The 21,483-nt window shown below is 69.7% G+C and carries 18 protein-coding genes; 8 read left to right on the forward strand and 10 right to left on the reverse strand.

The window, feature by feature from the left end; genetic code table 11:
- Positions 1-481: 481 nt before the first annotated feature.
- Positions 482-2,359, forward strand: coding sequence for an ABC transporter ATP-binding protein (locus ACQPYK_RS40525; protein ID WP_433259059.1), 1,878 nt, complete (start codon positions 482-484; stop codon positions 2,357-2,359).
- Positions 2,360-2,513: 154 nt separating this feature from the next.
- Here the strand turns inward: ACQPYK_RS40525 and ACQPYK_RS40530 are convergent, their stop codons facing one another.
- A complete protein-coding gene (locus tag ACQPYK_RS40530; protein ID WP_433243821.1) occupies positions 2,514-3,980 on the reverse strand; it encodes a peptidoglycan D,D-transpeptidase FtsI family protein in 1,467 nt (488 codons plus the stop codon).
- Between the two features lie 98 nt (positions 3,981-4,078).
- Positions 4,079-4,453, reverse strand: coding sequence for a MerR family transcriptional regulator (locus ACQPYK_RS40535; RefSeq protein ID WP_433243824.1), 375 nt, complete (start codon positions 4,451-4,453; stop codon positions 4,079-4,081).
- Positions 4,454-4,532: 79 nt separating this feature from the next.
- Here ACQPYK_RS40535 and ACQPYK_RS40540 point away from each other — a divergent pair, with 79 nt between their 5' ends.
- Positions 4,533-5,471, forward strand: coding sequence for an aldo/keto reductase (locus ACQPYK_RS40540; protein ID WP_433243827.1), 939 nt, complete (start codon positions 4,533-4,535; stop codon positions 5,469-5,471).
- Between the two features lie 302 nt (positions 5,472-5,773).
- Here the strand turns inward: ACQPYK_RS40540 and ACQPYK_RS40545 are convergent, their stop codons facing one another.
- Positions 5,774-6,430, reverse strand: a complete 657-nt coding sequence (locus ACQPYK_RS40545; RefSeq protein ID WP_433243830.1) for a TetR/AcrR family transcriptional regulator — start codon at positions 6,428-6,430, stop codon at positions 5,774-5,776.
- Between the two features lie 71 nt (positions 6,431-6,501).
- On the opposite strand from ACQPYK_RS40545, the gene ACQPYK_RS40550 reads away from it, so the two are divergent.
- Positions 6,502-7,815: a GH1 family beta-glucosidase gene (locus tag ACQPYK_RS40550; RefSeq protein WP_433243833.1), complete on the forward strand. Its 1,314-nt coding sequence runs from the start codon at positions 6,502-6,504 to the stop codon at positions 7,813-7,815.
- Positions 7,816-7,821: 6 nt separating this feature from the next.
- Here ACQPYK_RS40550 and ACQPYK_RS40555 read toward each other — a convergent pair whose 3' ends face one another.
- The 4 genes from ACQPYK_RS40555 to ACQPYK_RS40570 all read right to left on the reverse strand — a co-directional run bounded on the left by ACQPYK_RS40555 (position 7,822) and on the right by ACQPYK_RS40570 (position 13,587).
- Positions 7,822-8,607 (reverse strand): aldo/keto reductase, encoded by a 786-nt coding sequence (locus tag ACQPYK_RS40555; protein ID WP_433259061.1) that lies wholly within the window; start codon positions 8,605-8,607, stop codon positions 7,822-7,824.
- Between the two features lie 520 nt (positions 8,608-9,127).
- Entirely contained in the window at positions 9,128-10,597 is a 1,470-nt protein-coding gene (locus tag ACQPYK_RS40560; RefSeq protein ID WP_433243836.1) for an AAA family ATPase, read from the reverse strand.
- A 332-nt stretch (positions 10,598-10,929) separates the two neighbouring features.
- Positions 10,930-11,661: a DUF6531 domain-containing protein gene (locus ACQPYK_RS40565; protein ID WP_433243839.1), complete on the reverse strand. Its 732-nt coding sequence runs from the start codon at positions 11,659-11,661 to the stop codon at positions 10,930-10,932.
- Between the two features lie 903 nt (positions 11,662-12,564).
- Complete coding sequence (locus ACQPYK_RS40570) at positions 12,565-13,587, reverse strand: DUF5937 family protein (RefSeq protein WP_433243842.1); 1,023 nt, start codon at positions 13,585-13,587, stop codon at positions 12,565-12,567.
- An 85-nt stretch (positions 13,588-13,672) separates the two neighbouring features.
- On the opposite strand from ACQPYK_RS40570, the gene ACQPYK_RS40575 reads away from it, so the two are divergent.
- Both ACQPYK_RS40575 and ACQPYK_RS40580 read left to right on the forward strand, forming a co-directional pair.
- The gene (locus ACQPYK_RS40575) at positions 13,673-14,887 is read left to right on the forward strand and encodes an MFS transporter (protein WP_433243845.1); all 1,215 of its coding nucleotides are present in this window, start codon (positions 13,673-13,675) and stop codon (positions 14,885-14,887) included.
- Between the two features lie 208 nt (positions 14,888-15,095).
- Entirely contained in the window at positions 15,096-15,650 is a 555-nt protein-coding gene (locus ACQPYK_RS40580) for a YceI family protein (protein ID WP_433243848.1), read from the forward strand.
- A gap of 357 nt (positions 15,651-16,007) precedes the next feature.
- Here ACQPYK_RS40580 and prfH read toward each other — a convergent pair whose 3' ends face one another.
- Entirely contained in the window at positions 16,008-16,667 is a 660-nt protein-coding gene (prfH, locus tag ACQPYK_RS40585) for a peptide chain release factor H (protein ID WP_433243851.1), read from the reverse strand.
- A complete protein-coding gene (locus ACQPYK_RS40590) occupies positions 16,664-17,854 on the reverse strand; it encodes an RNA ligase RtcB family protein (protein WP_433243854.1) in 1,191 nt (396 codons plus the stop codon). The genes prfH and ACQPYK_RS40590 overlap by 4 nt, the downstream gene beginning before the upstream one ends.
- A 441-nt stretch (positions 17,855-18,295) precedes the next feature.
- On the opposite strand from ACQPYK_RS40590, the gene ACQPYK_RS40595 reads away from it, so the two are divergent.
- Both ACQPYK_RS40595 and ACQPYK_RS40600 read left to right on the forward strand, forming a co-directional pair.
- On the forward strand, positions 18,296-18,445 hold the full coding sequence (locus ACQPYK_RS40595; RefSeq protein ID WP_433243857.1) for a hypothetical protein: 150 nt from the start codon (positions 18,296-18,298) through the stop codon (positions 18,443-18,445).
- Positions 18,442-18,675 (forward strand): IS110 family transposase, encoded by a 234-nt coding sequence (locus ACQPYK_RS40600; RefSeq protein ID WP_433243860.1) that lies wholly within the window; start codon positions 18,442-18,444, stop codon positions 18,673-18,675. The genes ACQPYK_RS40595 and ACQPYK_RS40600 overlap by 4 nt, the downstream gene beginning before the upstream one ends.
- A 31-nt stretch (positions 18,676-18,706) precedes the next feature.
- On the opposite strand, the gene ACQPYK_RS40605 is transcribed toward ACQPYK_RS40600, so the two are convergent.
- Positions 18,707-19,618, reverse strand: coding sequence for a coiled-coil domain-containing protein (locus ACQPYK_RS40605; RefSeq protein WP_433243863.1), 912 nt, complete (start codon positions 19,616-19,618; stop codon positions 18,707-18,709).
- A 300-nt stretch (positions 19,619-19,918) separates the two neighbouring features.
- On the opposite strand from ACQPYK_RS40605, the gene ACQPYK_RS40610 reads away from it, so the two are divergent.
- Complete coding sequence (locus ACQPYK_RS40610; protein WP_433243866.1) at positions 19,919-21,352, forward strand: aldehyde dehydrogenase; 1,434 nt, start codon at positions 19,919-19,921, stop codon at positions 21,350-21,352.
- The last annotated feature ends 131 nt before the right edge of the window (positions 21,353-21,483 follow it).

The following is a 21,483-nucleotide window of genomic DNA, read 5'->3' on the forward strand; positions in this document are numbered from 1 at the left end:
CAGAAAGTGTGACACCAATTACCGTGCCGTGCCCAGGCTTAGCCCCATTTCGCACGCTCGGATTACCGGGGCCGCGCCCGACGCGTTGTCGCGTCGCCTTCACACGCGCTCGGATTACCGGGGCCGCGCCCGACGCGTTATCGCGTCGCCTTCACACGCGATGGGAGTGCCGGCGTTCCAGGCGGCCCGGCGAGTCAGGCGGATCCGGAGGCGGCGGCGACGTCGAGGAAGGTGTACGGCCAGCCGCCAGCCGCCACCCGCGCCGGCCCGCCGGTATTCCAAGCTCGCCACCGCGAACCCGCGCCCGGCCCGCGGCACGGAGCGCTCCCACGGCGGCAGGCCGGGGCTGACCGTACGCGGCCATCCGATGGCGGGCCGGGGCTGACCGTACGCGGCCATCCGATGGCGGATTGTCAGTGCGGCGATTCACACTGCACCCATGGCGGACACTCCCCAGAAACCTGTTTCCCGCACCGCGACCATGGAGGACACCTCCCACGAACCCGCTCCCGAGCTCGGCGAGCTCAACCTCTCCGAATGGCACGCCCACGTCGGCAAGATGACCGGAATCGGCTTCCTGGCCATCGCGCGGCGGCTGCCCGCGCTGGTGTCGCAGGCCGTACGGCTGGCATGGCTGGCCAGCCCCCGTGACACCGCCACCGCGATCATTCTGAGCCTGCTCGGCGGCGTTTTCACCGCGTTCGGGCTGCTCGCCACGACCGGGGTGCTGTCGGCTCTGTTCGCGGCGGGCCCCACTCCGGAACGGGTGATGGCCGCCCTGCCCAGCCTGATCGTGGTGGGCGTGGCCGGCACCCTGCGCACGCTGATGCAGGCGGGCGCGGGCTGGGCGCAGTCCCGGCTGGACCCGCAGGTCAGCCGGATCGCCGAGGAGCGGCTGTACGGACTGACCAGCCGGGTCGGCCTGGCCGCCTTCGACGACCCGGACTTCCACGACGCGCTCCAGCGGGCCAGGTCACGCGGGGTGGCCATGGCGGACGTGGTGGTCGGCACGACCATCAACGTGCTGACCGCGATCATCGGGATCATCGCGGCGGCGGGTGTGCTCGGAGTGCTTCACCCGGTGCTCCTGCCGCTGCTGGTGCTGGCTGTGGTGCCGGACGCGTGGGCCGCGATCCGCTCGGCACGGATGCGCTACACCACGATGTACGCGCTGATCCCCGCCAGCCGCCGCAAGTGGATCATCGCGGAGCTGCTGGCGGAGCGCGAGCCGGCCGCCGAGGTGCGTTCGTTCACCATGCGGGGCTTCCTGATGCGAATGTACGACGCCGTGGCCACAGCCGAGCAGTCCGTCCTGCTGAAGCTGGCGCGCCGGCAGACGTTCGCGCGGATCGTCGGCGAGGCACTCGGCGGGGTCGGGACGGCCGTCGTCTACGTCGCCCTGGGCGTCCTGCTGGCGGTGGGCGCGGTGCCGCTGGCGGTGGCGGGCACGGCCGTGCTGGCGATCCGCTCGGGCCAGTCGTATCTCGCCAACCTGATGTTCGCCACCAACCGCCTCTACGAGGAGGGCCTCTACTTCACCGACTTCCTCGACTTCTGCGCCGACGCGGAGCGCCGGATGGACACCGGGCCCTCCGGGCGGGCTCCCGAGACGTTCGAACGGATCACCGCCGAGGACCTGGTCTTCACCTATCCCGGCTCCAGCATCCCCGCCCTCCAGGGGGTGTCCGTCCGCATCGACCGGGGCGAGGTGATCGCCCTCGTCGGCGAGAACGGCTCTGGCAAGACCACGCTGGCCAAGATCCTGTCGGGCCTCTACGAGCCGGACGGCGGGCACGTCCGGTGGGACGACACCGACCTCACCGACGTCGACCCCGACCAGCTGCGGCACCGCATCGCGGTCATCGCCCAGGACCACACGCGCTGGCCGTTGACCGCCAGGCACAACATCAGCATGGGCGCCGACAAGGGAGAGCACGTGCTGGCCGCGGCGGCGGAGGTGGCGGGCGCCGACCAGGTCGTCGCCGAGTTGCCCCTCGGCTACGACACCCTGCTCGACCGGCGGTTCAAGGACGGTCAGGAGCTGTCCGGCGGCCAGTGGCAGCGGATCGCGGTCGCTCGCGGCTTTCACCGGGACGCCCCCCTGCTGATCTGCGACGAGCCCACCGCCGCCCTCGACGCCCGTGCCGAGCACGCCCTCTTCGAGCGCATCCGGCGGCATGCCGACGGCCGCACCGTCCTGCTGATCACCCATCGGCTGGCCAGCGTCCGCTACGCCGACCGGATCTACGTCCTGGACCACGGCAAGGTCACCGAGGAGGGCACCCACGACCAGCTCATCCGGGTCAACGGCCTCTACGCCGACCTCTACGGCCTGCAGGCCAGCGCCTACGCGGGCTGAGCCCCCGCGACACGACGGCCCGGCGAGGCTCGCTCCCGCCGGACCCGAGTCCGCGACGGGGCCACGTGATCCGGCGGGGCCCCATCCGTTCACCCCGGATCCTCCGGTACGGCTCGCGGGACGGCCCCGGGGATCCGGTGGAGCCCGGCACCACTCAGTCCGAATCCTCCAGTACGGCCCGCAGGACGGCCTTGGCGATGGGCGCCGCCACCCGGCCGCCGAATCCGCCGCGCTCGACCAGGACTCCCACGGCCACCCGGGGGTTGGCCGCCGGGGCGAAGGCGGTGATGACGGCGTGATCCTGCCCGGAGGCGGCGTTCTCGGCGGTGCCGGTCTTGGCCGCGACGTCGATGCCCGGGATGGCGGCGGCCGTACCGGTGCCACCGGGCTGGGTGACGGTGACCATCATCGCGGTGATCCGGTTGGCCGCGTCCTCGTCGAGCGTGCGCCGATACCACGACGGATCGGCTTCGCTGACCGTCGTGCCGTCGGAGAGGCGGACCTCCTGCACCAGGTACGGGCGCATCAGCAGGCCGTCGTTGGCGACCGCCGCCGAGATCATCGCGATCATGAGCGGGGTGGCCCGGTCGTCGAACTGTCCCAGCGCCGACATCGCGGTCTGTGCCCGGTCCATTCTCGACGGATACACGCTCCTGGCCACGGGCATGGGGACGGTGAGGTCGTCGGCGCCGAAGCCGAACGCCTCGGCCTGCTCGCGCAGCGCGTCCTGGCCGAGATCGAGGCCGATCTTCGCGAACGGGGTGTTGCACGAGGTCTTGAAGGCGTAGGCCAGCGGCGGGTTGCCGTCGCCGCAGGCCGCTCCGCCCGAGTTGCGCAGGTAGGTGCCGGTGCCGGGAAGGCGGAGCGTGGTGGGCGCGTCGACCCTGGTGGTCGGGCTGTATCTTCCCGAGCCGAGTGCCGCCGCGCTGGTGACGATCTTGAAGGCGGATCCCGGTGGGTAGTTCCGCTGGATCGCCCGGTTCAGCAGCGGGTTGCCGGGATCGCCCTGCAGCCGCCTGTCCACCTTGTCGAGCCGAGCGCCGTCGAAGGTCGTGTAGAGGTTGGGGTCGTAGGAGGGGAAGGACGCCATCGCCAGGATCGCGCCGGTGTTGGGGTTGATCGCCACGGCGGCCCCGGGCAGCCCGGTGGCGCGCAACGCCTCGTAGGCGGCCCGCTGTGCCCGGCCGTCGATGGTGAGCCTGATCGTGGCCCCGTTCTCGGCGCCGTTCACCAGCGACCACACCTTCACCCCGGCGTCGGCGCCGACCAGCACGGCGTCCTCGGCCGCCTCGATGCCGCTCTCGCCGTAGATCGAGATGTGCCCGGTCACCGGAGCGTAGAGCGGGCCCTGAGGGTAGACCCGCCGATACCGGAACGCGCCGCCCTCGTTCTCCTCGCTGGTCGCGATGACCGTGTCGTCGCGGAGCAGGATCTCGCCCCTGGGGTCGTCGAAGCGTGTGATCATCTTTCGGTGGTTGCGCGGGTCCGCGCTGAGCCGGTCGGCGCCGAACGTCTGGAGGTAGGACACCTTCGCGAGCAGGGCGAACAGCATCACCCCGCACACCAGAGCGACACGCCGGAGTGGAATGTTGATCCGGCGCGCCCGTGGTGCGGCGGCCATGGGCCCCTCCCCCGATCCTGCTGCCGGTCACTGTCCACCGGTCTAACAGCAGGACTGAAAAGGGGCGGCTGTCCTGGGGCAAAGCGGCCGTACGGCTTCTAATCAACCACCGCACGATAGTAATTGATCTTGTTTCGGATCGCCCTCTGCTTCTCGCGCAGGTTCGCCACCTGAGCCTCGACCCGCCGGTCGTGGGCGTCGAGCAGCGCGATCCGGTCACGGATCGTGTGCTCGCCCGTCCGGACCAGCTCCGCGAAGCGGATCATCTCCGCGATCGGCATCCCGGTGTCCCGCAGGCAGCGGATCATGCCGAGCCAGCCGATGTCGTCCTGGGTGAACCGTCGCTGCCCGGCCGCGTTGCGGCCGATGGGCTCCAGCAACCCGATCCGCTCGTAGTAGCGCAGGGTGTCGAGGCTGAATCCGGTCTCCTCGGCCACCTGTCCCGGTGTGTAGACGCTCACGCGTGGCAGCATCCCACCTGGAGCCCACTCCAGGTCAAGCGAAATGCTCCGGCTTGACCTGGAGTGGGCTCCAGACTGCAGGGTTGATCCCATGACCGATCTTCCCCTGGCCCTGGGCACCATCCCCTTCGGCACCTCCCTGGACGACGAGACGACCTTCGCGATCCTGGACCGGTTCGTCGACGCCGGCGGCACGCTGCTGGACACCGCGAACAACTACCCCTTCTGGAACGAGGGCGCCACCGGCGACGAGAGCGAGCTGGCCATCGGCCGCTGGCTGGCCGCCCGTGGCAACCGGGACCGGGTCGTGCTGAGCACCAAGTGCGGCGCCCGGCCGACGGTCCCCGGCGACCGGACCCTGGACTCGGCCGAGGGGCTGTCCGCCGTCGCGATCAGGTCGGCCGTCGAGGGCAGCCTGCGCAGGCTCGGGACCGACCACGTCGATGTGTACTGGGCCCACGTCGAGGACCGGTCCGTACCCCTGGAGGAGACCCTCGGCACCTTCGCGGAGCTGGTCGGGGCGGGCCAGGTCCGCGAGATCGGCGCGAGCAACGTCGCGGCCTGGCGCCTGGAGCGGGCCCGCGCCCTGTCGCGGGCCAACGGCTGGCCCGCCTACACCAGGGTGCAGCTGCGCCACACCTACCTCAGGCCCCGTCCGGGAGTAAGGCTGGCGGAGTCGGGACACGTCCTCGTGCAGGACGAGATGATCGACTATCTGCGTTCCGAGCCGGACGTGACCCTGTGGGCGTACAACACGCTCATGGCCGGCGCCTACACCCGCCGGGACCGGCCGATCCCGGAGGGCTACGACCACCCGGGCACGACCCATGGGCTCGCCGTACTGCGCGAGGTGGCGGGTGAGCTCGGCGCGACCGTCAACCAGGTGGTGCTGGCCTGGCTGATCGGCGGCGATCTCCCGACGATCCCGATCGTCGGCGTGAGCTCCCTCGCCCAGCTGGAGGAGGCCCTCGGCGCCGTGGACCTCAAGCTCGACGACGAGCTCCGCGCCCGTCTGGACGCGGTCCGATGACACCGATGGGGGAACTGTGGTTCCTGACGCCCACGCCCCTGGGGGTGTGGCGATTCGCCGACGCCCGGCGGCGCGGGGCCGGGAGGAACGGCGGGTCACCGAGGCGGCGGCTCGCTCTCGGGGCAGACAGGCGGGCGGCCGGACAGGCGGACGGTCGGGCGGACGGTCGGACAGGTGACGCCCGGCCGGCTCGAAGATGATCGGGCAGGTGACGCCCGAGCGGCTCGAAGGTGATCGGCCGAGCGGTTCAGGCCGGGGGCCGGCGGGCGGATGGTCGGACGGATGGCCTCCGGCCGGGCGGTTCAGGCCGGGGGCAGGTGGTCGGACAGGTAGCGGCGGACCAGGAGCTTGCATTCGGCGATCAGCTCGGGGTCGCCGTCGGGCCGGGCGCGGAAGGCGAGCTTGAGCACGGCGTCGGCGGCCTCGACCGCGACGACCAGCGCCCGGTCCAGGCTCGGCCCGATGGGGGCGCCGAGCAGCTCGATGGTGATCGCGCGGAGCCGGTCGGCGACGATGACGTTGTTCTCCAGCGCGGCGTCGAGCATCCGCTCGGTCCCCTTGATCGCCGGACCGCCCGGAGAGGGCAACACCTCGCCGAAGTCGACGACGGCGAAGCCCGGCGTGGACCGCTTCATCGCGACGAACTCGTCGATCGCCAGGTCCACGACCTCGGTCCACTCCGACAGGCGCACGGCCGACAGCCGGGCGGTCACCCGGCCGAGGAAGGCCTCCAGGTTGCGTAGCGCCAGCGCCCGCACCAGCCCCTGCTTGTCCGGGAAGAACTGATAGAAGGTGCCGATCGGCACCTCCGCGCGCCGCGCGACCTCCTTGGTCGTCAGCGCTTCGTAGCCCACCTCGTCCAGCAGCCGCGCGCACTCGTCCAGCATGCGCTCGACCCGTTCCAGGCTGCGCCGCTGGGCGGGGCGGCGGCGCAGCGTCCCCCCGGAAACGTTCGTCATCGCTCCATCATCCCCTACACAAGACCGCCAGGGGCTAACATGAGCCGCACTCATACAATCTGGAGGTCAGGATGTTCCTTTGGGGTACGGCTACCGCGTCCTACCAGATCGAGGGCGCCGTCGCCGAGGACGGCCGGGGCCCGTCGATCTGGGACACCTTCGCCCATGAGCCCGGCCGGGTCCGCGACGGGCACACCGGCGACGTGAGCTGCGACCACTACCACCGCTGGCCCGAGGACGTCGCGCTGATGGCCGGGCTGGGAGCGAACTCCTACCGCTTCTCCATCGCCTGGCCCCGCGTCCAGCCCGATGGCAGGGGCCCGGTCAACCAGGCGGGTCTGGACTTCTACGACCGGCTGACGGACGCGCTCTGCGACCGGGGGATCGTCCCGGCGGCCACGCTGTTCCACTGGGACCTGCCGCAGGCCCTGGAGGACGAGGGCGGCTGGCTCAACCGCGACACCTCCTACCGGTTCGCCGAGTACGCCGCCGTGGTGGCCGACCGTCTCGCCGATCGGATCCCCATGTGGATCACCCTGAACGAGCCCTTCGTGCACATGGTCTTCGGCTACGCCATGGGGACCCATGCTCCGGGCAGGACGCTGTTCCTGGACGCGCTCCCGGTGGCCCACCACCAGTTGCTCGGGCACGGCCTGGCCACGGCGGCGCTGCGCGAGCGGGGCGCGGAGAAGGTGCTGATCACCAACAACTGCACCCCCGTCTGGCCCGCCTCCGACGACCCCGCCGACCTGGCCGCCGCCGACGCCTACGACACCCTGCACAACCGCCTGTTCAACGACCCGGTGCTTCTGGGAAGGTATCCAGATTTGTCGGCATACGGCGTGACCCTCGACTGCGTCCGGGACGGCGACCTCGACCTGATCGGCGCCCGCCTCGACGGCATCGGCATCAACTACTACAACCCCACCCGGATCGCCGCCCCAGCCGACGAGGGCCTCCCCTTCACCGACGCCGGCGTCACCGGCCACCCCACCACCGCCTTCGGCTGGCCCGTCGTCCCCGACGGCCTGCGCGAGCTCCTGACCGGCCTCAAGGCGCGGTACGGCGACGCCCTCCCGCCTGTCTACGTCACCGAGAACGGCTGCTCCCAGCCTGACGTGCCCGGCCCGGACGGAACGGTCGACGACCAGGCCCGGATCGCCTACCTCGACGGTCACATCGAGGCCGTCCAGCGGGCCCGCGCCGAGGGCGTGGACGTGCGCGGCTACTACGTCTGGTCCCTGCTGGACAACTTCGAGTGGGCCGAGGGCTATGACCAGCGCTTCGGCCTGGTGCACGTCGACTTCACCACCGGCGAGCGCACCCCGAAGGCCTCCTACCACTGGCTGGCCAAGCGGATCACGGAGGAGGGCGACGGGCGGTAGGGCCAGTCATGCGTTGAAGGTGTCGGGGTCCGGGCCGATGCGGGCACCCTTGTTCAGCCCGGCGATCGCCTTCATGTCGTCGTCGGTGAGGGCGAAGTCGAACACGTCGATGTTCTCCCTGATCCGTGCCGGGGTGACCGACTTGGGGATCACGACGTTGCCGAGCTGGACGTGCCAGCGCAGCACGACCTGGGCCGGGGTCCTGCCATGCCGCCCGGCGATCTCGGTGACCACCGGGTCCTCCAGCACGCCCGCCTGGGCCAGCGGGCTCCACGCCTCGGTGACGATGCCGTGCCGGGCGTGGAACTCACGTAGCTCGGCCTGCTGCAGGTTCGGGTGGAGCTCGATCTGGTTGACCGCCGGGATGACCCCGGCCGCCTCGATGAGACGCGTCAGGTGCGCGGGCTGGAAGTTGGACACGCCGATGGCGCGGACGCGGCCGTCGGCCAGGAGCTTCTCCATCGCCTTCCAGGTCTCGCCGTACAGGTCCCTGGCCGGCGTGGGCCAGTGGATGAGATACAGGTCGAGATGGTCGAGCCCCAGCTTGGCGAGGCTGGTGTCGAAGGCGGTGAGGGTGGAGTCGTAGCCCTGGTCGGAGTTCCACACCTTGGTGGTGACGAACAGATCGTCGCGGGGCAGGCCGGAGGCGGCCAGCGCCTGGCCCACGCCGCGCTCGTTGCCGTAGATCGCGGCGGTGTCGATGCTGCGATAACCGGCTTCGAGCGCGTCGGCCACCGCCCGCGCCGTCTCGTCCTCGGGCACCTGGAACACGCCGAAGCCGAGCTGCGGCATGGAGATCCCGTTGTTCAGAGTGATCGTCTGCACTTCTCCCCCTTGGATGGCTTCGACAAATATGCGCGAATGCAATAATTGCAAACGCCTAATATTTGAGCACATGACCTCGGATGACGCCAAAGCGGGGAACGCGGATCACGCGGGCGACACGCGTTCCGGCCGCGCCGTACGGCATCTCGACCGTCGGGTCGGACGGCCCGCCAGACCGGGCGGCCTGTCAGACCGGGCGAGCTGTCAGACCGGGCGGTCCATCGGGCCGGGCGGCCTGTCGGCGACCGCCGTCACAGGACAACCTGCACCGAGTCGCCCATCGCGAAACACCCCTCCGCCGAAATGGTCCAGCCGGTGACGGCTCCGGCGCGCCGGTCCGCGACCCGGCGGCGTCTTGCCTCGCCACCGATATGAGCAAGAGATCCGCAGCGCGCCGGCAGGACTCCCGGCAGCCGCAGAGCGAGCCGAGGCCGCCGGTCCCGGCCGCCGCCTTGCCGTGCATCTGCGATTCGCCTAGCAGTGGCCCTCAGGAGTCCCCGTAGAGGCGGTCGAGGTCGACGAGCTGCAGGTCCGCACGACCCTGGGCGATCTCCCGCATCTGGGGCATGAAACCGGCTGCGCTGAACAGCAGAAGCCGGGTCTGCGGAGTGGCCCGGTCGTCACGCTGGACGAGGAGCTCGCGGAGACGCTCAAGGCGCTCGAGGCGACCACTGCCGATCACGTCGCCGCACTTCGCCTCGCCGATCGCGAGGATGACCTCTCGGCCGTCGTCGTCACGGCCGAAGACGACGACGTCGATCTCATGGCTGGCCTTGGCGGCCGGGTCGGGCAGGACGCCGGAGGCGACGCGGGTGCGCAGGCCACCGAGGGTCTCGGCGGCGGCGTACCAGCGGGCCCATGTACGGGCGAGGTGTTCGAAGTGCGGGCCGAGGACCTTGCTGCGGAACGTCGTCTGCGAACGGTCCCAGACCTGTTGGGCGTAACCGGGGCGTTCCAGGTCCGTCCATTCCGGCCTCATGATCGCGTGGTAGAAGCTGAGAATGGGTTCGGTGATGCGGTAGGCGGAGCGCTTGCCATGGAAGGCGTCGGGATCCCGGGCGATCATCCCGACGTCTTCCAGGATCGTCAGGGCATGGCTCAGGTCGGTGGATTTACGGCCCAGGTAGCCGGCGATGCCACCGCGCGTGTGGTCGCCGTTCGCGATCGCCGACAGAACGCCGTGGTACAGGGCGGTGTCCCGTAGCTCCGACTCCTCGGCGAGGAGAAATCTGGCCTCGCGGAACAGAGGACGGCCGGGGTTGAGCACGTTCCTGATCACCCACGGGCCGAAGTCGTCGACGCCGGCGGGGGTGTCGCCGAGGGTGAACTCGCGATGGTAGGCCGGGGTGCCGCCGACGACGGCGTTGACGAGCAGCGCCAGAGCGGGGTCGGCGATGTCCCAGAAGTCACGGGCCAGCCGGTAGTCGAGGGTGGGCACGACCAGCTCCAAGCTCGCACGGCCGCGAAGTGGGGCGTTTCCCGCGAGCAGGGAGCCCATGAAGGACAGCGCCGACCCGCACAGCAGCAGCCGTACCGGGCTGCCATGACGCTGCCCCTGCGGGCCCAGAGCACGCTGGATGAGAGAGGGGAGATGTGGGGAGGCCTTGGCCAGGTAGGGGAACTCGTCGAGGACCACGGGGATCGGCCCGGCGGTGGCGATGGTCATGAGCACCTCGACGGCCTCGTCCCAGTGCGCGAACCTGCGAGGGGCCGGTTCGCCGAGATGGCGGGCGAGCGCCGTACCGAACTGGTGCAGGGACTCGGCCTCGGTCGCCTCGGTCGCGGCGAAGTAGAACCCGCCCGCCGCCCGGCAGACCGCGTCCAGCAGGAACGTCTTGCCCTGGCGCCGCCGCCCGGACACCACGCCGAGCGCGGCCTCCGGTCCCGGATAGCCGACGAAGCGTGTCAGCTCGGACCACTCGTAGTCCCGGTCGAACATCTCCGCGGGCTTGTCCACACAGGCCTCCATCAATGATGAGGAAACCTATTATAAGCCAGATCATCATTAACTCGACGGCCTGCGATGGGCTCAAGGCCCACTCCACGTCATGACGCAAGCATCAGGCGTCATGACGTGGAGGCCTGGATTCTGATTCCGTGCACCATCCGCCCGCAACGACTCAACGATCCAGCCTTTCCCGACATGCCACGCAAAGGACACCTCAACAGGGCGGCGACGTCGATGCGGTTGTCGAACACCCGTATCGTGCAGCTTCCCCGGCGTGGCCCATAGCGCCCAGTCCGCAGCGGCATGAACCCGGATGGTCACCTAGGTGATCTCAGCGACTTTTAAATGAGTCTGCCCTGCTCGAAACGGGTGAGGACAAGTGCGGCGCGGGCGATGTCACCGATCTTGCTGGGGCCGACGGCGATGCCCTGCAGGGTGCGCCAACCTTGCGTGAGGAGAGCGAAGCCGCGTTCTCCCCGGCAGCGCAGCGCGCGTAGCAGCATGTTGCGGGTGCGGGTGTCGATGTCAAGGGGCCGGCCGTCGGCGGGTTGCCGGACAGGGATGCACAGGCCGATCCCGGCGCCGTCGTAGCTGGAGTCGGCCGAGACGATAGGCGAGGTGGCCGGTTTGTCCATCAGCCGCCAGCCGCCCTCGACAACCTTGGCCACGGTGGCGTACATGCCCGGCGGTGACTGGAAGGTCCCGTCCTTCTTGTCGGCAAACCGCACCGTGTACCCATCCGGGTAGATCACCAGGAGAGCCTCAAAACCGCGGATCGTCTCCGGCACGATCCGCATGTCGAAGCGGGTCGACCAGCCCGCCCCGAACGCGCTGTCCCGCCACGGGTCCATGGTGTTGTAGGAGCGCACCGACAGAGGCGGCCCCGCGGTCTTGACCGAGACATCGGTGAAGGCGGTCGTGTAGTTGCCGGTGGACTGAAAGAACTCCTGACCGTCGATCCCCCGTGCCGACAGGTTCGAGGTGATCGACGGCTGACGCACTCCCACGATGAACGAACGCATCGAGGAGTGGGCTCCCTGCCCGCCGATGGTGGGAGCGTCCGTGGCATACACCCGCCACCGGTACTCCTGGCCCCATGCCAACATTCCTTCGGGCGACTTCCACTGGCCGGACAATCCGCAACAGCTCTGACCGTAGTCGTCGGAGGACAAACAATTCCCTGACATTGACGGGCTGTCACAGACCTGGAAGTTGAAGCCGACAACGCCGCCCGGCCATGACGTCGCCGTCGCCGATGCCGTCACCGCTGATTGCGCCTGTGACTTGGCCTGACTTTTCGTCTTCGACGAGGGCGGGGGCGCCGTCCGGCGAGGCGCCGGCTCCTTCACGAACCGGCCTTCGAGCGGCAGGGCCTTCTCCGGCGGCTTGACCTATGGCGAGGAGTCCTTCGTCTGCGTCGTTGTCGACGTGCGGTCCGCCCCCACAAGTGACGGCAGACCCGCCGCCGAACCGGTCAATTGCTTCGGCGAATCAGCGGCGCCCTGAACCGATACGGCCGCTTGCACCGCGGCGGTCACCGGAAGCGCCTGGAACAACGGTAATCCCGGCATCAGCGCCGTCGTGAGTGCCACCGTCATCCCAGCCTTACGGCCGGCCGAACGCGACCATGACGAACTCCGGCGCATACGCCGTCACCCTCCGAACCGTCAGCGCGACAGCCGAGGCCATCGCGTTGCCCCATCCCGCACCGAAGCCATGGCAGGGCCAGGACCGGCGGTTCAGAGCGCGCTATTCAAGCAAACGATCAGAAATTACACATCGGCCACCCACATCCACAAGATCCGCGCAAGAAATAAATAAATCAAGCCATCACATAGGCGTCGAAAACTCCGAATTCCCGCACGCCCACTTACTTAAATAATGAGTTTAGAGTCGACGTAAGAGGGGAAAATACGGCCAACAATTACTTTCTGATTTGATACGGCTACCGGCGGGACGGGCGCGCTTTTCCACGTTCAGGTCTGCGTGAGTCGCGTTCCGCGTTCGGTGCGCAGGTGCACGGCCGTACGCCCGCTGCGGCGGGTCGTCACCAGGCCGGCGTCCCGCAATGTCCCCACGTGCTGGGAGACGGCGCTGGCCGTGATGTTCAGGCGCGCGGCGAGCTCGCTGGTGGAGCGTGGCTCGCTGAGCGCCTCCAGCAGCGCCGCCTTCGTACGGCCGAGCACGGCGGCCAGCCCCTCGGGCACCGGTCCCGGGGTCTCCCAGAGCGTGCCGAGCCCGCGTGCCGGATAGCGGAGGGATCCGGCGCCCAGCGGCGCCAGGTCGATGTTGATGTACGGCCAGCCGAAGATGGTGGGGAACAGCACCAGGCCGTGGCCGCCGACGTGGACGGTGAAGGAGCCCGGCCCGCGCCGCCCGCTCACCAGCAGGTCACCCTCCCGCCAGGTGATGTCCTCGTGCAGCGCGGCGAACAGGCCCTCGACCCCGTGCCCGGCCAGGACCCGCGCCCGGTGTTCGATGTCGGCCTCCAGGATCGCCCGCATCCGTCCCCAGTGGGGTTCGACCAGCTTCGCGTGACAGCGCTCCAGCGTGGTCGCCAGCCGGTCGAGCGCGGCGGCGGGGTCGGTGCGGAGCTCCTGAATCCGGAGAAGCTCACGGGGCTCGCCCGACTCGCCGAGCCCACGGTGCCCCCGTGGCTCGGGAAGGGTCTGCTCCCGCGCCGCCTCGGCGAGCTCGGACAGGAAGAAGTCGTGGGGCGCGGCCCGCACCCGTTCCACCTCGTCGGCGAAGGCGGGGGCCGGTCCGTCCGGCGGCGGCAGGAGGAAGGCCGGGATTCCGAAGGCGGTCAGGGAGGCCAGCAGCGGCAGGTCGGGGTCGCCGGCCACGACGCCTCTGGCCCGCCGTACCCAGGAGTCGTGCACCGCGTTGGAGCCGGGCCTGCCCAGCAGCTTGACGGCGAGAACCGTCTCGGCGAGGGGCGAGATCGCGAAGCGCACCCGGGCGACCTCCGCCCGCGACAGGGTGATCCTGACCGCCATCCCCGGCCCTCCCGCGCTGTGGATCACGCTGTAGTTCTGGCTAAACAATAGCTTCGGCCGCCCGCTTCGCCGGACTCTGTCCGACATGACCACCACCGTTTCCCCCACGTCGGGACTGGGCAGGGACTGGCTTCATCTGTGGGGAGCCGGGGCTCTGTCCACCGTCGGCGACGGCGCCCTCGTCGCCGCGATGCCGCTGCTGGCCGCCTCGACCACCGACGACCCCGCGCTCGTCTCGGGCGTGGCCGCGGCCGCCACGCTGCCGTGGCTGGTGCTGAGCCTGCCGTTCGGCGCCTACGTCGACCGCTTCGACCGGCGCCGGCTGATGATCGGCGCCCAGGCGGTGCACGTGACCCTGATCGCCGTCCTGGCGCTGCTCGTCACCCTCGGCGCCGCCCGGATCTGGATGCTCTATGTCCTGGCCTTCGGCGTGGGTACGGCGGGGCTGCTGGTCACCGGTGCAGGCGAGGCGCTGATCGTTTCCGTCGTGCCCCGGGCGGAACTGGAGGTCGCCAACGGGCGCAGGATCGCGACCGAGGCGGTCTTCCGCCAGTTCGGCGGCCCGCCGCTGGGTGCCGCGCTGTTCGCGCTGGCGATGCCGCTGCCGTTCTGGCTGGACGCCGTCATGTTCCTGCTGGCCCTTGTGATGATCACTCGGATTCGGGCTTCCGGCGCCGTCGGGCGTACGGCTCCGCGCCGGGCCATGCTCACCGAGATCGGCGAGGGCCTGCGCTGGCTGGTCCGCAACCGCCTGCCCCGCACGCTCACGCTGATCGCAGGGGGCGGCAACTTCTGCGAGACCATGGCGCTGTCCACGCTGGTGCTGTTCGCCCGTGACGTGCTGCACGTCGGGGAGGACGGTTACGGTCTGCTGGTGGCCGCCATGGCGATCGGCGGCGTGGTCGGGGGGCTGATCAGCAAGCGCGTCGTCACCCGCCTGGGCGGCAGGCCCGTCGCTCTCGGTGTTCAGTTGTTGATCCCGCTGAGCTGGGTGGGCATCGCCCTCGTCGGCAGGAACGCGGTCACCGTGGTCGCGCTGTTCACCGTCTTCTCCCTGGCCGTGGCCCTGTGGAACGTGATGGCCGCCTCCACGCGCCAGCGCCTCATCCCCGCCGAGCTCCTCGGCCGGGTCAGCGGCGCCGGCCGTATGATCACCTTCGGCACCATCCCGCTCGGCGCCCTGTGCGGTGGCCTGATCGCCGACTCCTACGGTCTCGTGGCCCCCTGGGTCGCCGGCGCCGTCCTCCGCCTCCTCGTCAGTGCCCTCGCCTGGCCCAGCCTGCTCCGCTGGAACGCCTGACCGCCGGGCTGTGTCATAGGTCATGCGACGAGGTGAAGTTCGTCAATTGCGACGTCTGTGATGCCGGACGCTGAACTCGTAGAAGCGCCGGCGAAGCCGTGGCCCGGCGAGGAACGTCAAGGGGTCGGCTCGGATGAGGACTCGATGGATTCGTCAGCCACCGGTACGTACCACCGCGGGCCCTTCGGGTGCGAGCTAGCCTGGTGGCATGGGTATCAGCGCTGGTAGCCACACGTTGGGGCCCGAGTCCGGCCGGCTCCTCGTCAACACGACCCGCACCGGGCTGGGCGCGAAGGCCGGCCATGATCTCACCATCGAGGTCACCGGCTGGCGGGGCGACGCCACGATCGACGTCGCCGACCCGGCCGGCTCCTCGGTGACCGTCGAGGTCGACGCCGGATCGCTCGAAGTCCGGGAAGGAAGCGGCGGGGTCAAACCGCTCGGGGACTCCGACCGCGAAGAGATCAAGAAGACCATTCGAAAGAAGATCCTTGACGTCGAGCGTCATCCGACGATCACGTTCCGGTCGACACGGGTCGACGGGACCGCGGAGTCGTTCCTCATCGAGGGCGATCTCACCCTCCTCGGGGTCACCCGGCCCGTCACGATACATGGCCTGGTGGCCGAGGGCCGCGTGCGCGGCTCGGCGGCCATCGTGCAGTCCCTGTGGGGGATCCGGCCCTACTCGGCGCTCTTCGGCGCGCTCAAACTCAGCGACGAGGTCAAGGTGTGGTTCGACGTCGGTCTCACGCCGAAGCGGTGACCCCGGCCACGCGAAGCCCGGTCCGCGTGTGCTTCCGTAAGAGGCGCGAACCGCGGCCTGAGCGCGCAGGCCAGGATCAACGGGCGAGGTCGCGGTACGGCAGCGCCCGGATCCGTGTGACGGCCGGCGGCAGCACAGGAATCAAAGACGAAAGTGGCGGCGCCCTTTGCCGGCGGGTGTGCCCTGAGAGCCACCCGTGACACGATCACCGCTCTCGGTGAGCTTCCTTGGGCTGCTCACGGCGCGGGGTACCGCGATCGTGCCGGCAGGTTCTTACCGTACGTGCTTTTGCTCTGGCGATTCTCATACTGTCGGGTGCGATTCTCCTTCCGCGGTAGGGCATGGTCGGGTGGACTGTCACGGTCGTCGGCGCGTCTGTTCCCGCGAAGCCAGGTCCTGCTTCGGCATTTCCGGACGTTCGATACGGGTGGGGTTGCCGCGTACGAGCTCATCGTGGACGCGCCAGCGGGCGGTGGTGACGGCACGCCCTGCCGTCTCGTCGCCGTCCTCGATGCGCTGTCGCAGCAGCCGCATGGCGATGCGGCGGTTGAGGCTGAACTGCCGCTCGGTGTCGACCACGACGACGATCCCCGAGGGCCGGTGGGTCGCCCGTACCGCCGTACTGGCCTTGTTTCGATGTTGACCGCCGGGGCCGCCGGTACGGCAGGCGACGATGTCGACGTCCGCCTCCGCGAACGTCGTGCACGGGGTGTCGACCTGGCACGGTTGGGCGATGACATACCAGTTCTTCCGGCCTGTGCCAGCCCGGTATGGGCTGGGGGCCTGCCAGCACAGGGTTCCGGTCCACGAGGCGGCGAACGCCTCGGCACCGGCTCCCGATATCTGGATCAGGACCGATCGATAGGTATCGGGCCGGTCACCCGGAACGGTCTGGGCCCGATGGGTTTCCAGGTTCTGCCGGGTGGCATCGGCTTCCAGGCGGCGCAGCAGCCGGGCCAGCGCCCAGGCGCACTCCTGCGGGCCACGCCCGGCCGACAGGAGCAGGTGGACGCTCACTGCCGGCCTCGCTTGCGGCGCTGGTCCCGCTGGGGTGCGGATCCGAGATCGGGTGTCTTGTAGGTGACCAGAGGGACCGTGGTGGCCACGGGCGTGGCCAGGTCATGGTCGACGAGGTCGGCGATCACCTGCTCGACGCGCTTGTAGGCCGTCGGCGCCTCCTCGAAGAGCAGCTGGCGGTCTCCGCACACCACCAGCGAGCCCACCGGCGTGCGGCGCAGCTCCTCGACCGTGTGCTTGGCCCGGCCCCGGCGCAGGGCGTCCGCACGCGACATCTTGCGGCCCGCGCCGTGCGCGACGGAATGGTTGGCGTCCGGCCCGGCGTGGGCGGCCACGAGGTAGGAGGGAGTGCCTCGCGTACCGGCAATGAGCACGTCGCGGCCGTCACCCGGCGCCGCCCCCTTGCGGTGCAGGTAGACCCCGTCGCGGACCTCGACCAGGTTGTGGCACTGGTCGACGAGCGGCTCGGCGGGCTCGGCCCCCAGGGCATGGGCGACCCGGGCGGCCATCAACCGCCGGTTGAGCGATCCCCAGCGTACGGCGTCGTCATGCATCGCCAGGTAGGCGCCGGCATCAGGGGCGGGGCCCGCGCCGTGGACCGCGGTATGCGCCCGCAGGATCCGTTCGCCCAGCCCCCGGGAACCGCTGTGGACGATGAGAACCAGGTCGCCGTCGGCGAGTCCGAGACGGCTCGCGTGGCCCGGCTCGAAGACGGTCCCGATCCGCGCCAACTCGACGAAATGATTGCCCCGGCCGACCGTCCCGAGGCCCTCGACGTGACCGGCGGGGATATCGCCCTTCACAACGGCCCAGGTCGGGTCGTCGGCATCCTGCTCGGGATCCAGCGCGCGATCGAGGTCGGGGAAGCGGGCGGCGAGCTTCTCGGGTACGGCGCGCTTGAGCTTCATGGGGAACACCGCGATGCCGCAACCGATGTCGGAGCCCACCAGGAACGGGTACAGCACGGTCGATGCCATGGCGGCGCCGATGGGGGCGCCCTTGCCAGGGTGCAGGTCTGGCATGGCGGCGACGTGCATCATGCCATCGAGGGCGGCCACCTGGTGGCACTGCGCGAGGGCGTCGGACTCGATCCAGCTCGCGGGAGAGGCGAACACGGTGACGGTGGCCGGACCCATGGCCGTGGTGGACGGCAGCGGGGACTCCTGCCGGGAGTGTTGCTGAGACAAAAAGGCTCTCTTCCCATAAAGGGGTATGGGCTGACAGCTAAAGGGGTATGGGCTGACAGCGTTGCGGGGCGCGTCGGCGCCGTGGCATCTCGGAGTGGCGGGGTGCTGTCCGTCAGAGCGTCATGGACACCACGTTCCCTGAGCCCACCACGCGAGGCAAGCGGTTTTCGGTCGTACGGGCCTGTATGTCCTGCACTCACCGCCATCTCATGACGTGTGCATTGCTGCGGTCGGCACGCTGGAGAACACGGCGGATGCGCGCACTCTCATGCCGCGACCTCATGGTTGAGTCGCGCCGGCGGAAGGCGTCGACTCGTACCGCTAATGGCTGAGTTGCCGGTGACGACCTGGCGAAACATCTCCAAGATCGTCCCGCGCTTGTCCCGTGACCTTTGACCCACGGCTGCATATGACGGCGCTCCCCGGCGGTAAGGAGGCCCGATGCTCGCCCAGACCCACGACACCGAAGAGATCACCGAAAGGGTCGCCGCCTTGGACGTCGGCAAGGCCACCCTGGTGTGCTGCGCCCGCGTCCCGATGACGAGAAACCTGGCAGGCGGCTGCAGGAGGCGCGGACCTACACGACCATGACACGGTCGCTGCCGTCGATGGCCGATCGGCTGCGCCGCCTGGGCGTCACCCACGTGGTGATGGAGGCCACCTCCGATTACCGGAAGCCGGTGTTCCACCTGCTGGAGGCCCAAGGGTTCGAGGTGTGGCCGGTCAACGCTCGTGACGTCAAGCACCTGCCCGGGCGGCCGAAGATCATCAAGCGGGAAGCGCGCCAAGTGCCCTGGATGTGCCCTGAGGGTCCCAAATGACGAGATCACCGCAGGTCGGCGACCCTGCTGCTCAGAACATCGAGATGTGGACGTGGTCCATGTGGTTGGCGGTGTTGCCGCCGCGGTCGGACATCAGCCTCCAGCCGGTGCCGGTCCGGACGTCGTAGTAGCGCTGCTGCCAGATGATGTACATGACCCCGATCCGGGGGCCGTTGGTGATCGCCCACTGGGCGAGGCGGTCGCCGCGCTCCTTGGCCTCGGCGGTCGGGAGCCGGCCGCCGGTGCTCATCATGAAGTCGCAGGCCCGGCCGCTGCCGTGGTCACCGGGGTCGCCGGGGCGCAGGCAGCCGTAGCCGTAGGGCATCGGGAAGGTCTGCAACACCAGGTTGCGCATGGCGACCGTGCGGGCGGTCAGGCCGTCGCTGCCCGACGGGGTCTGGAAGCCGTATTTGGCCAGAAGCCCTTCGATCCGGACCCGGTCCTTCTTGAGCTTGGCGATGTCGTTCTTGAGGCTGACGACCTTCGCCGCGGCGGCCTTCTCGGCGACCTTGGCCTTCTTGATCAGCTCCTGGATCCGGTTGAGCTGGGTGGCCCGCTGGCCGGCCAGGTAGGACAGGGTGGAGGCCTGGCCGAGGACGCGGGCGGCGTCGCCGTCGAAGCTCAGCAGGTTGATGCCGTCCAACGTGCCGCCCATGTAGCTGGTCTGGGCGAAGCGGACGACGTCGACCTCAGCGGTGGCCAGCGCCTTCTTCAGGCTCTTGGCGTTGGCGGCGGCATTGCTCGCCTGGACCCGCGTCTCCTCCAGGCTCTGCACCTGGCCGCGGTAGTTCTTGTTGAGCTGGCTCGCCTCGCGGGTGAGCCTGCGCAGCTCGGCCTCGGGATCGGGCTTGGCGGCGCGCTGGGTGGCGGCCCCGGCCATGACGGGAGTGAGCAGGAGTGCGGCGAGCAGAACGCCGAGCGTGGCCGAACGAGTCGATCTCACGCTTCGCTCACCTCCAGAGCCCCCTCGTGGACGGAGCGAAACTATAGAAGACGATCTTGATGCTCGCCACCGGAACGGTGGAACCCATGCACCATTGACGAACTATCTACCAGTCTGCGGTGCTTTAAACAAATGCCCAGCAGGGCGGTTCCCGCATGGTACCCCTTGTCATCATCTGCAGAACATGATTCGGTTTCAACGGCGGTGGGCCTTGTGAAGCCCACCACGGCGGACGACACTATCCAAACAAGCACTAGTTCAAATCATGACTCCGGCCCGCCCACCAGGAGGCGACACATCATGCGCCAGCACGACACGCTGTTCATCGGGGGCGACTGGGTGGCTCCCGCGGGCACCGGGACCATCGACGTCATCTCGCCGCACACCGAGGAGGTCGTCGGCCGCGTTCCCGACGGGACCCCCGCCGACATGGACCGCGCGGTGGCCGCCGCGCGCCAGGCGTTCGACCACGGCCCCTGGCCTCGCATGACGATGGCCGAGCGCGCCGCCGTCGTCGACAGGCTCGCCGAGATCTACGCGGCCCGCCAGTCCGAGATGGCGGAGATCATCACACTGGAGATGGGCTGCCCCATCACCTTCTCCAGGATGGCCCAGGCCCCGCAGCCGCTCGGCATGCTGCAGTACTACGCCGAGCTCGGCAGGACGTTCCCCGTCGAGGAGGAGCGCGCGGGCACCTTCGGCCCGGTGACCGTCCGCAAGGAGCCGGTCGGTGTGGTCGCCGCCGTCGTCCCGTGGAACGTCCCCCAGTTCGTCATCATGATCAAGCTGGCCCCCGCCCTCGTCGCGGGCTGCACGGTCGTCGTCAAACCCGCGCCCGAGACGCCGCTCGACGCCTACCTCCTGGCCGACATGGTCAAGGAGGCGGGCATCCCCGACGGCGTCGTTAACATCGTGGCGGCGGGGCGCGAGGCGGGCGAGCACCTGGTCTCCCATCCCGACGTGGACAAGGTCGCCTTCACCGGCTCCACCGCGGCCGGCCGCCGCATCGCCGCGATCTGCGGCGAGCAGCTCAAGCGGTGCACCCTCGAACTCGGCGGCAAGTCGGCCGCGATCATCCTGGACGACTGCGACCTGTCCTCCGCGATGGGCTTCCTGTCGATCGCCTCGCTGATGAACAGCGGCCAGGCGTGCATCGCCCAGACCCGCATCCTGGCCTCGCGCAACCGCTACGACGAGGTCGTGGACGCGGTGGCGGGGATGGTCAGGGGCATGCCGGTCGGCGACCCCTCCGACCCCGCCACCGGCATCGGCCCGATGGTCGCCAAGCGGCAGCAGGACCGGGTCCGCGACTACATCAGGATCGGTATCGACGAGGGAGCCAAGCCGGTCGTCGGCGGCCTGGACCGCCCCCACGACCGGGGCTGGTACGTGGCCCCCACCGTCTTCGCCGGCGCGACCAACGAGATGCGCATCGCGCGCGAGGAGATCTTCGGCCCGGTGCTGGCCGTGATCCCCTACGAGGACGAGGCCGACGCGGTACGGATCGCCAACGACAACGACTACGGCCTGGCCGGGACCGTGTGGACCGCCGACGCCGAGCGCGGCATGGACATCGCCCGCCGGGTGCGCACCGGCACCTACGGCGTCAACCTCCTCATGATCGAGCCCAGCTCGCCGTTCGGCGGGTTCAAGAGCAGCGGTCTCGGTCGCGAACTCGGCCCCGAAGGCCTGTCGGCCTACCTGGAGTACAAGTCGATCGCCCGCCTGGGCTGAGAGTCCCCGTCGCGCCCGTACGGCTGCGCGCAGCCGTACGGGCCGCGGCCGTACGAGCACGACGGTGGATGGACGGCCCAGCACGCCCCCGCGACGCTGGGCCACCGCCTGACTACGTGAAGTATGTCCCA

The sequence above is a fragment of the Streptosporangium sp. CA-135522 genome (assembly GCF_050949235.1).
Classification (GTDB): Bacteria; Actinomycetota; Actinomycetes; order Streptosporangiales; family Streptosporangiaceae; genus Streptosporangium.

Coding starts and splice junctions, on each gene's coding strand:
- ACQPYK_RS40525 (WP_433259059.1), top strand. CDS start 482: ATGGAGGACACCTCCCACGAACCCGCTCCCGAGCTCGGCGAGCTCAAC.
- ACQPYK_RS40530 (WP_433243821.1), bottom strand. CDS start 3,980: ATGGCCGCCGCACCACGGGCGCGCCGGATCAACATTCCACTCCGGCGT.
- ACQPYK_RS40535 (WP_433243824.1), bottom strand. CDS start 4,453: ATGCTGCCACGCGTGAGCGTCTACACACCGGGACAGGTGGCCGAGGAG.
- ACQPYK_RS40540 (WP_433243827.1), top strand. CDS start 4,533: ATGACCGATCTTCCCCTGGCCCTGGGCACCATCCCCTTCGGCACCTCC.
- ACQPYK_RS40545 (WP_433243830.1), bottom strand. CDS start 6,430: ATGACGAACGTTTCCGGGGGGACGCTGCGCCGCCGCCCCGCCCAGCGG.
- ACQPYK_RS40550 (WP_433243833.1), top strand. CDS start 6,502: ATGTTCCTTTGGGGTACGGCTACCGCGTCCTACCAGATCGAGGGCGCC.
- ACQPYK_RS40555 (WP_433259061.1), bottom strand. CDS start 8,607: ATGCCGCAGCTCGGCTTCGGCGTGTTCCAGGTGCCCGAGGACGAGACG.
- ACQPYK_RS40570 (WP_433243842.1), bottom strand. CDS start 13,587: ATGGCGGTCAGGATCACCCTGTCGCGGGCGGAGGTCGCCCGGGTGCGC.
- ACQPYK_RS40575 (WP_433243845.1), top strand. CDS start 13,673: ATGACCACCACCGTTTCCCCCACGTCGGGACTGGGCAGGGACTGGCTT.
- ACQPYK_RS40580 (WP_433243848.1), top strand. CDS start 15,096: ATGGGTATCAGCGCTGGTAGCCACACGTTGGGGCCCGAGTCCGGCCGG.
- ACQPYK_RS40595 (WP_433243857.1), top strand. CDS start 18,296: ATGCTCGCCCAGACCCACGACACCGAAGAGATCACCGAAAGGGTCGCC.
- ACQPYK_RS40600 (WP_433243860.1), top strand. CDS start 18,442: ATGACACGGTCGCTGCCGTCGATGGCCGATCGGCTGCGCCGCCTGGGC.
- ACQPYK_RS40610 (WP_433243866.1), top strand. CDS start 19,919: ATGCGCCAGCACGACACGCTGTTCATCGGGGGCGACTGGGTGGCTCCC.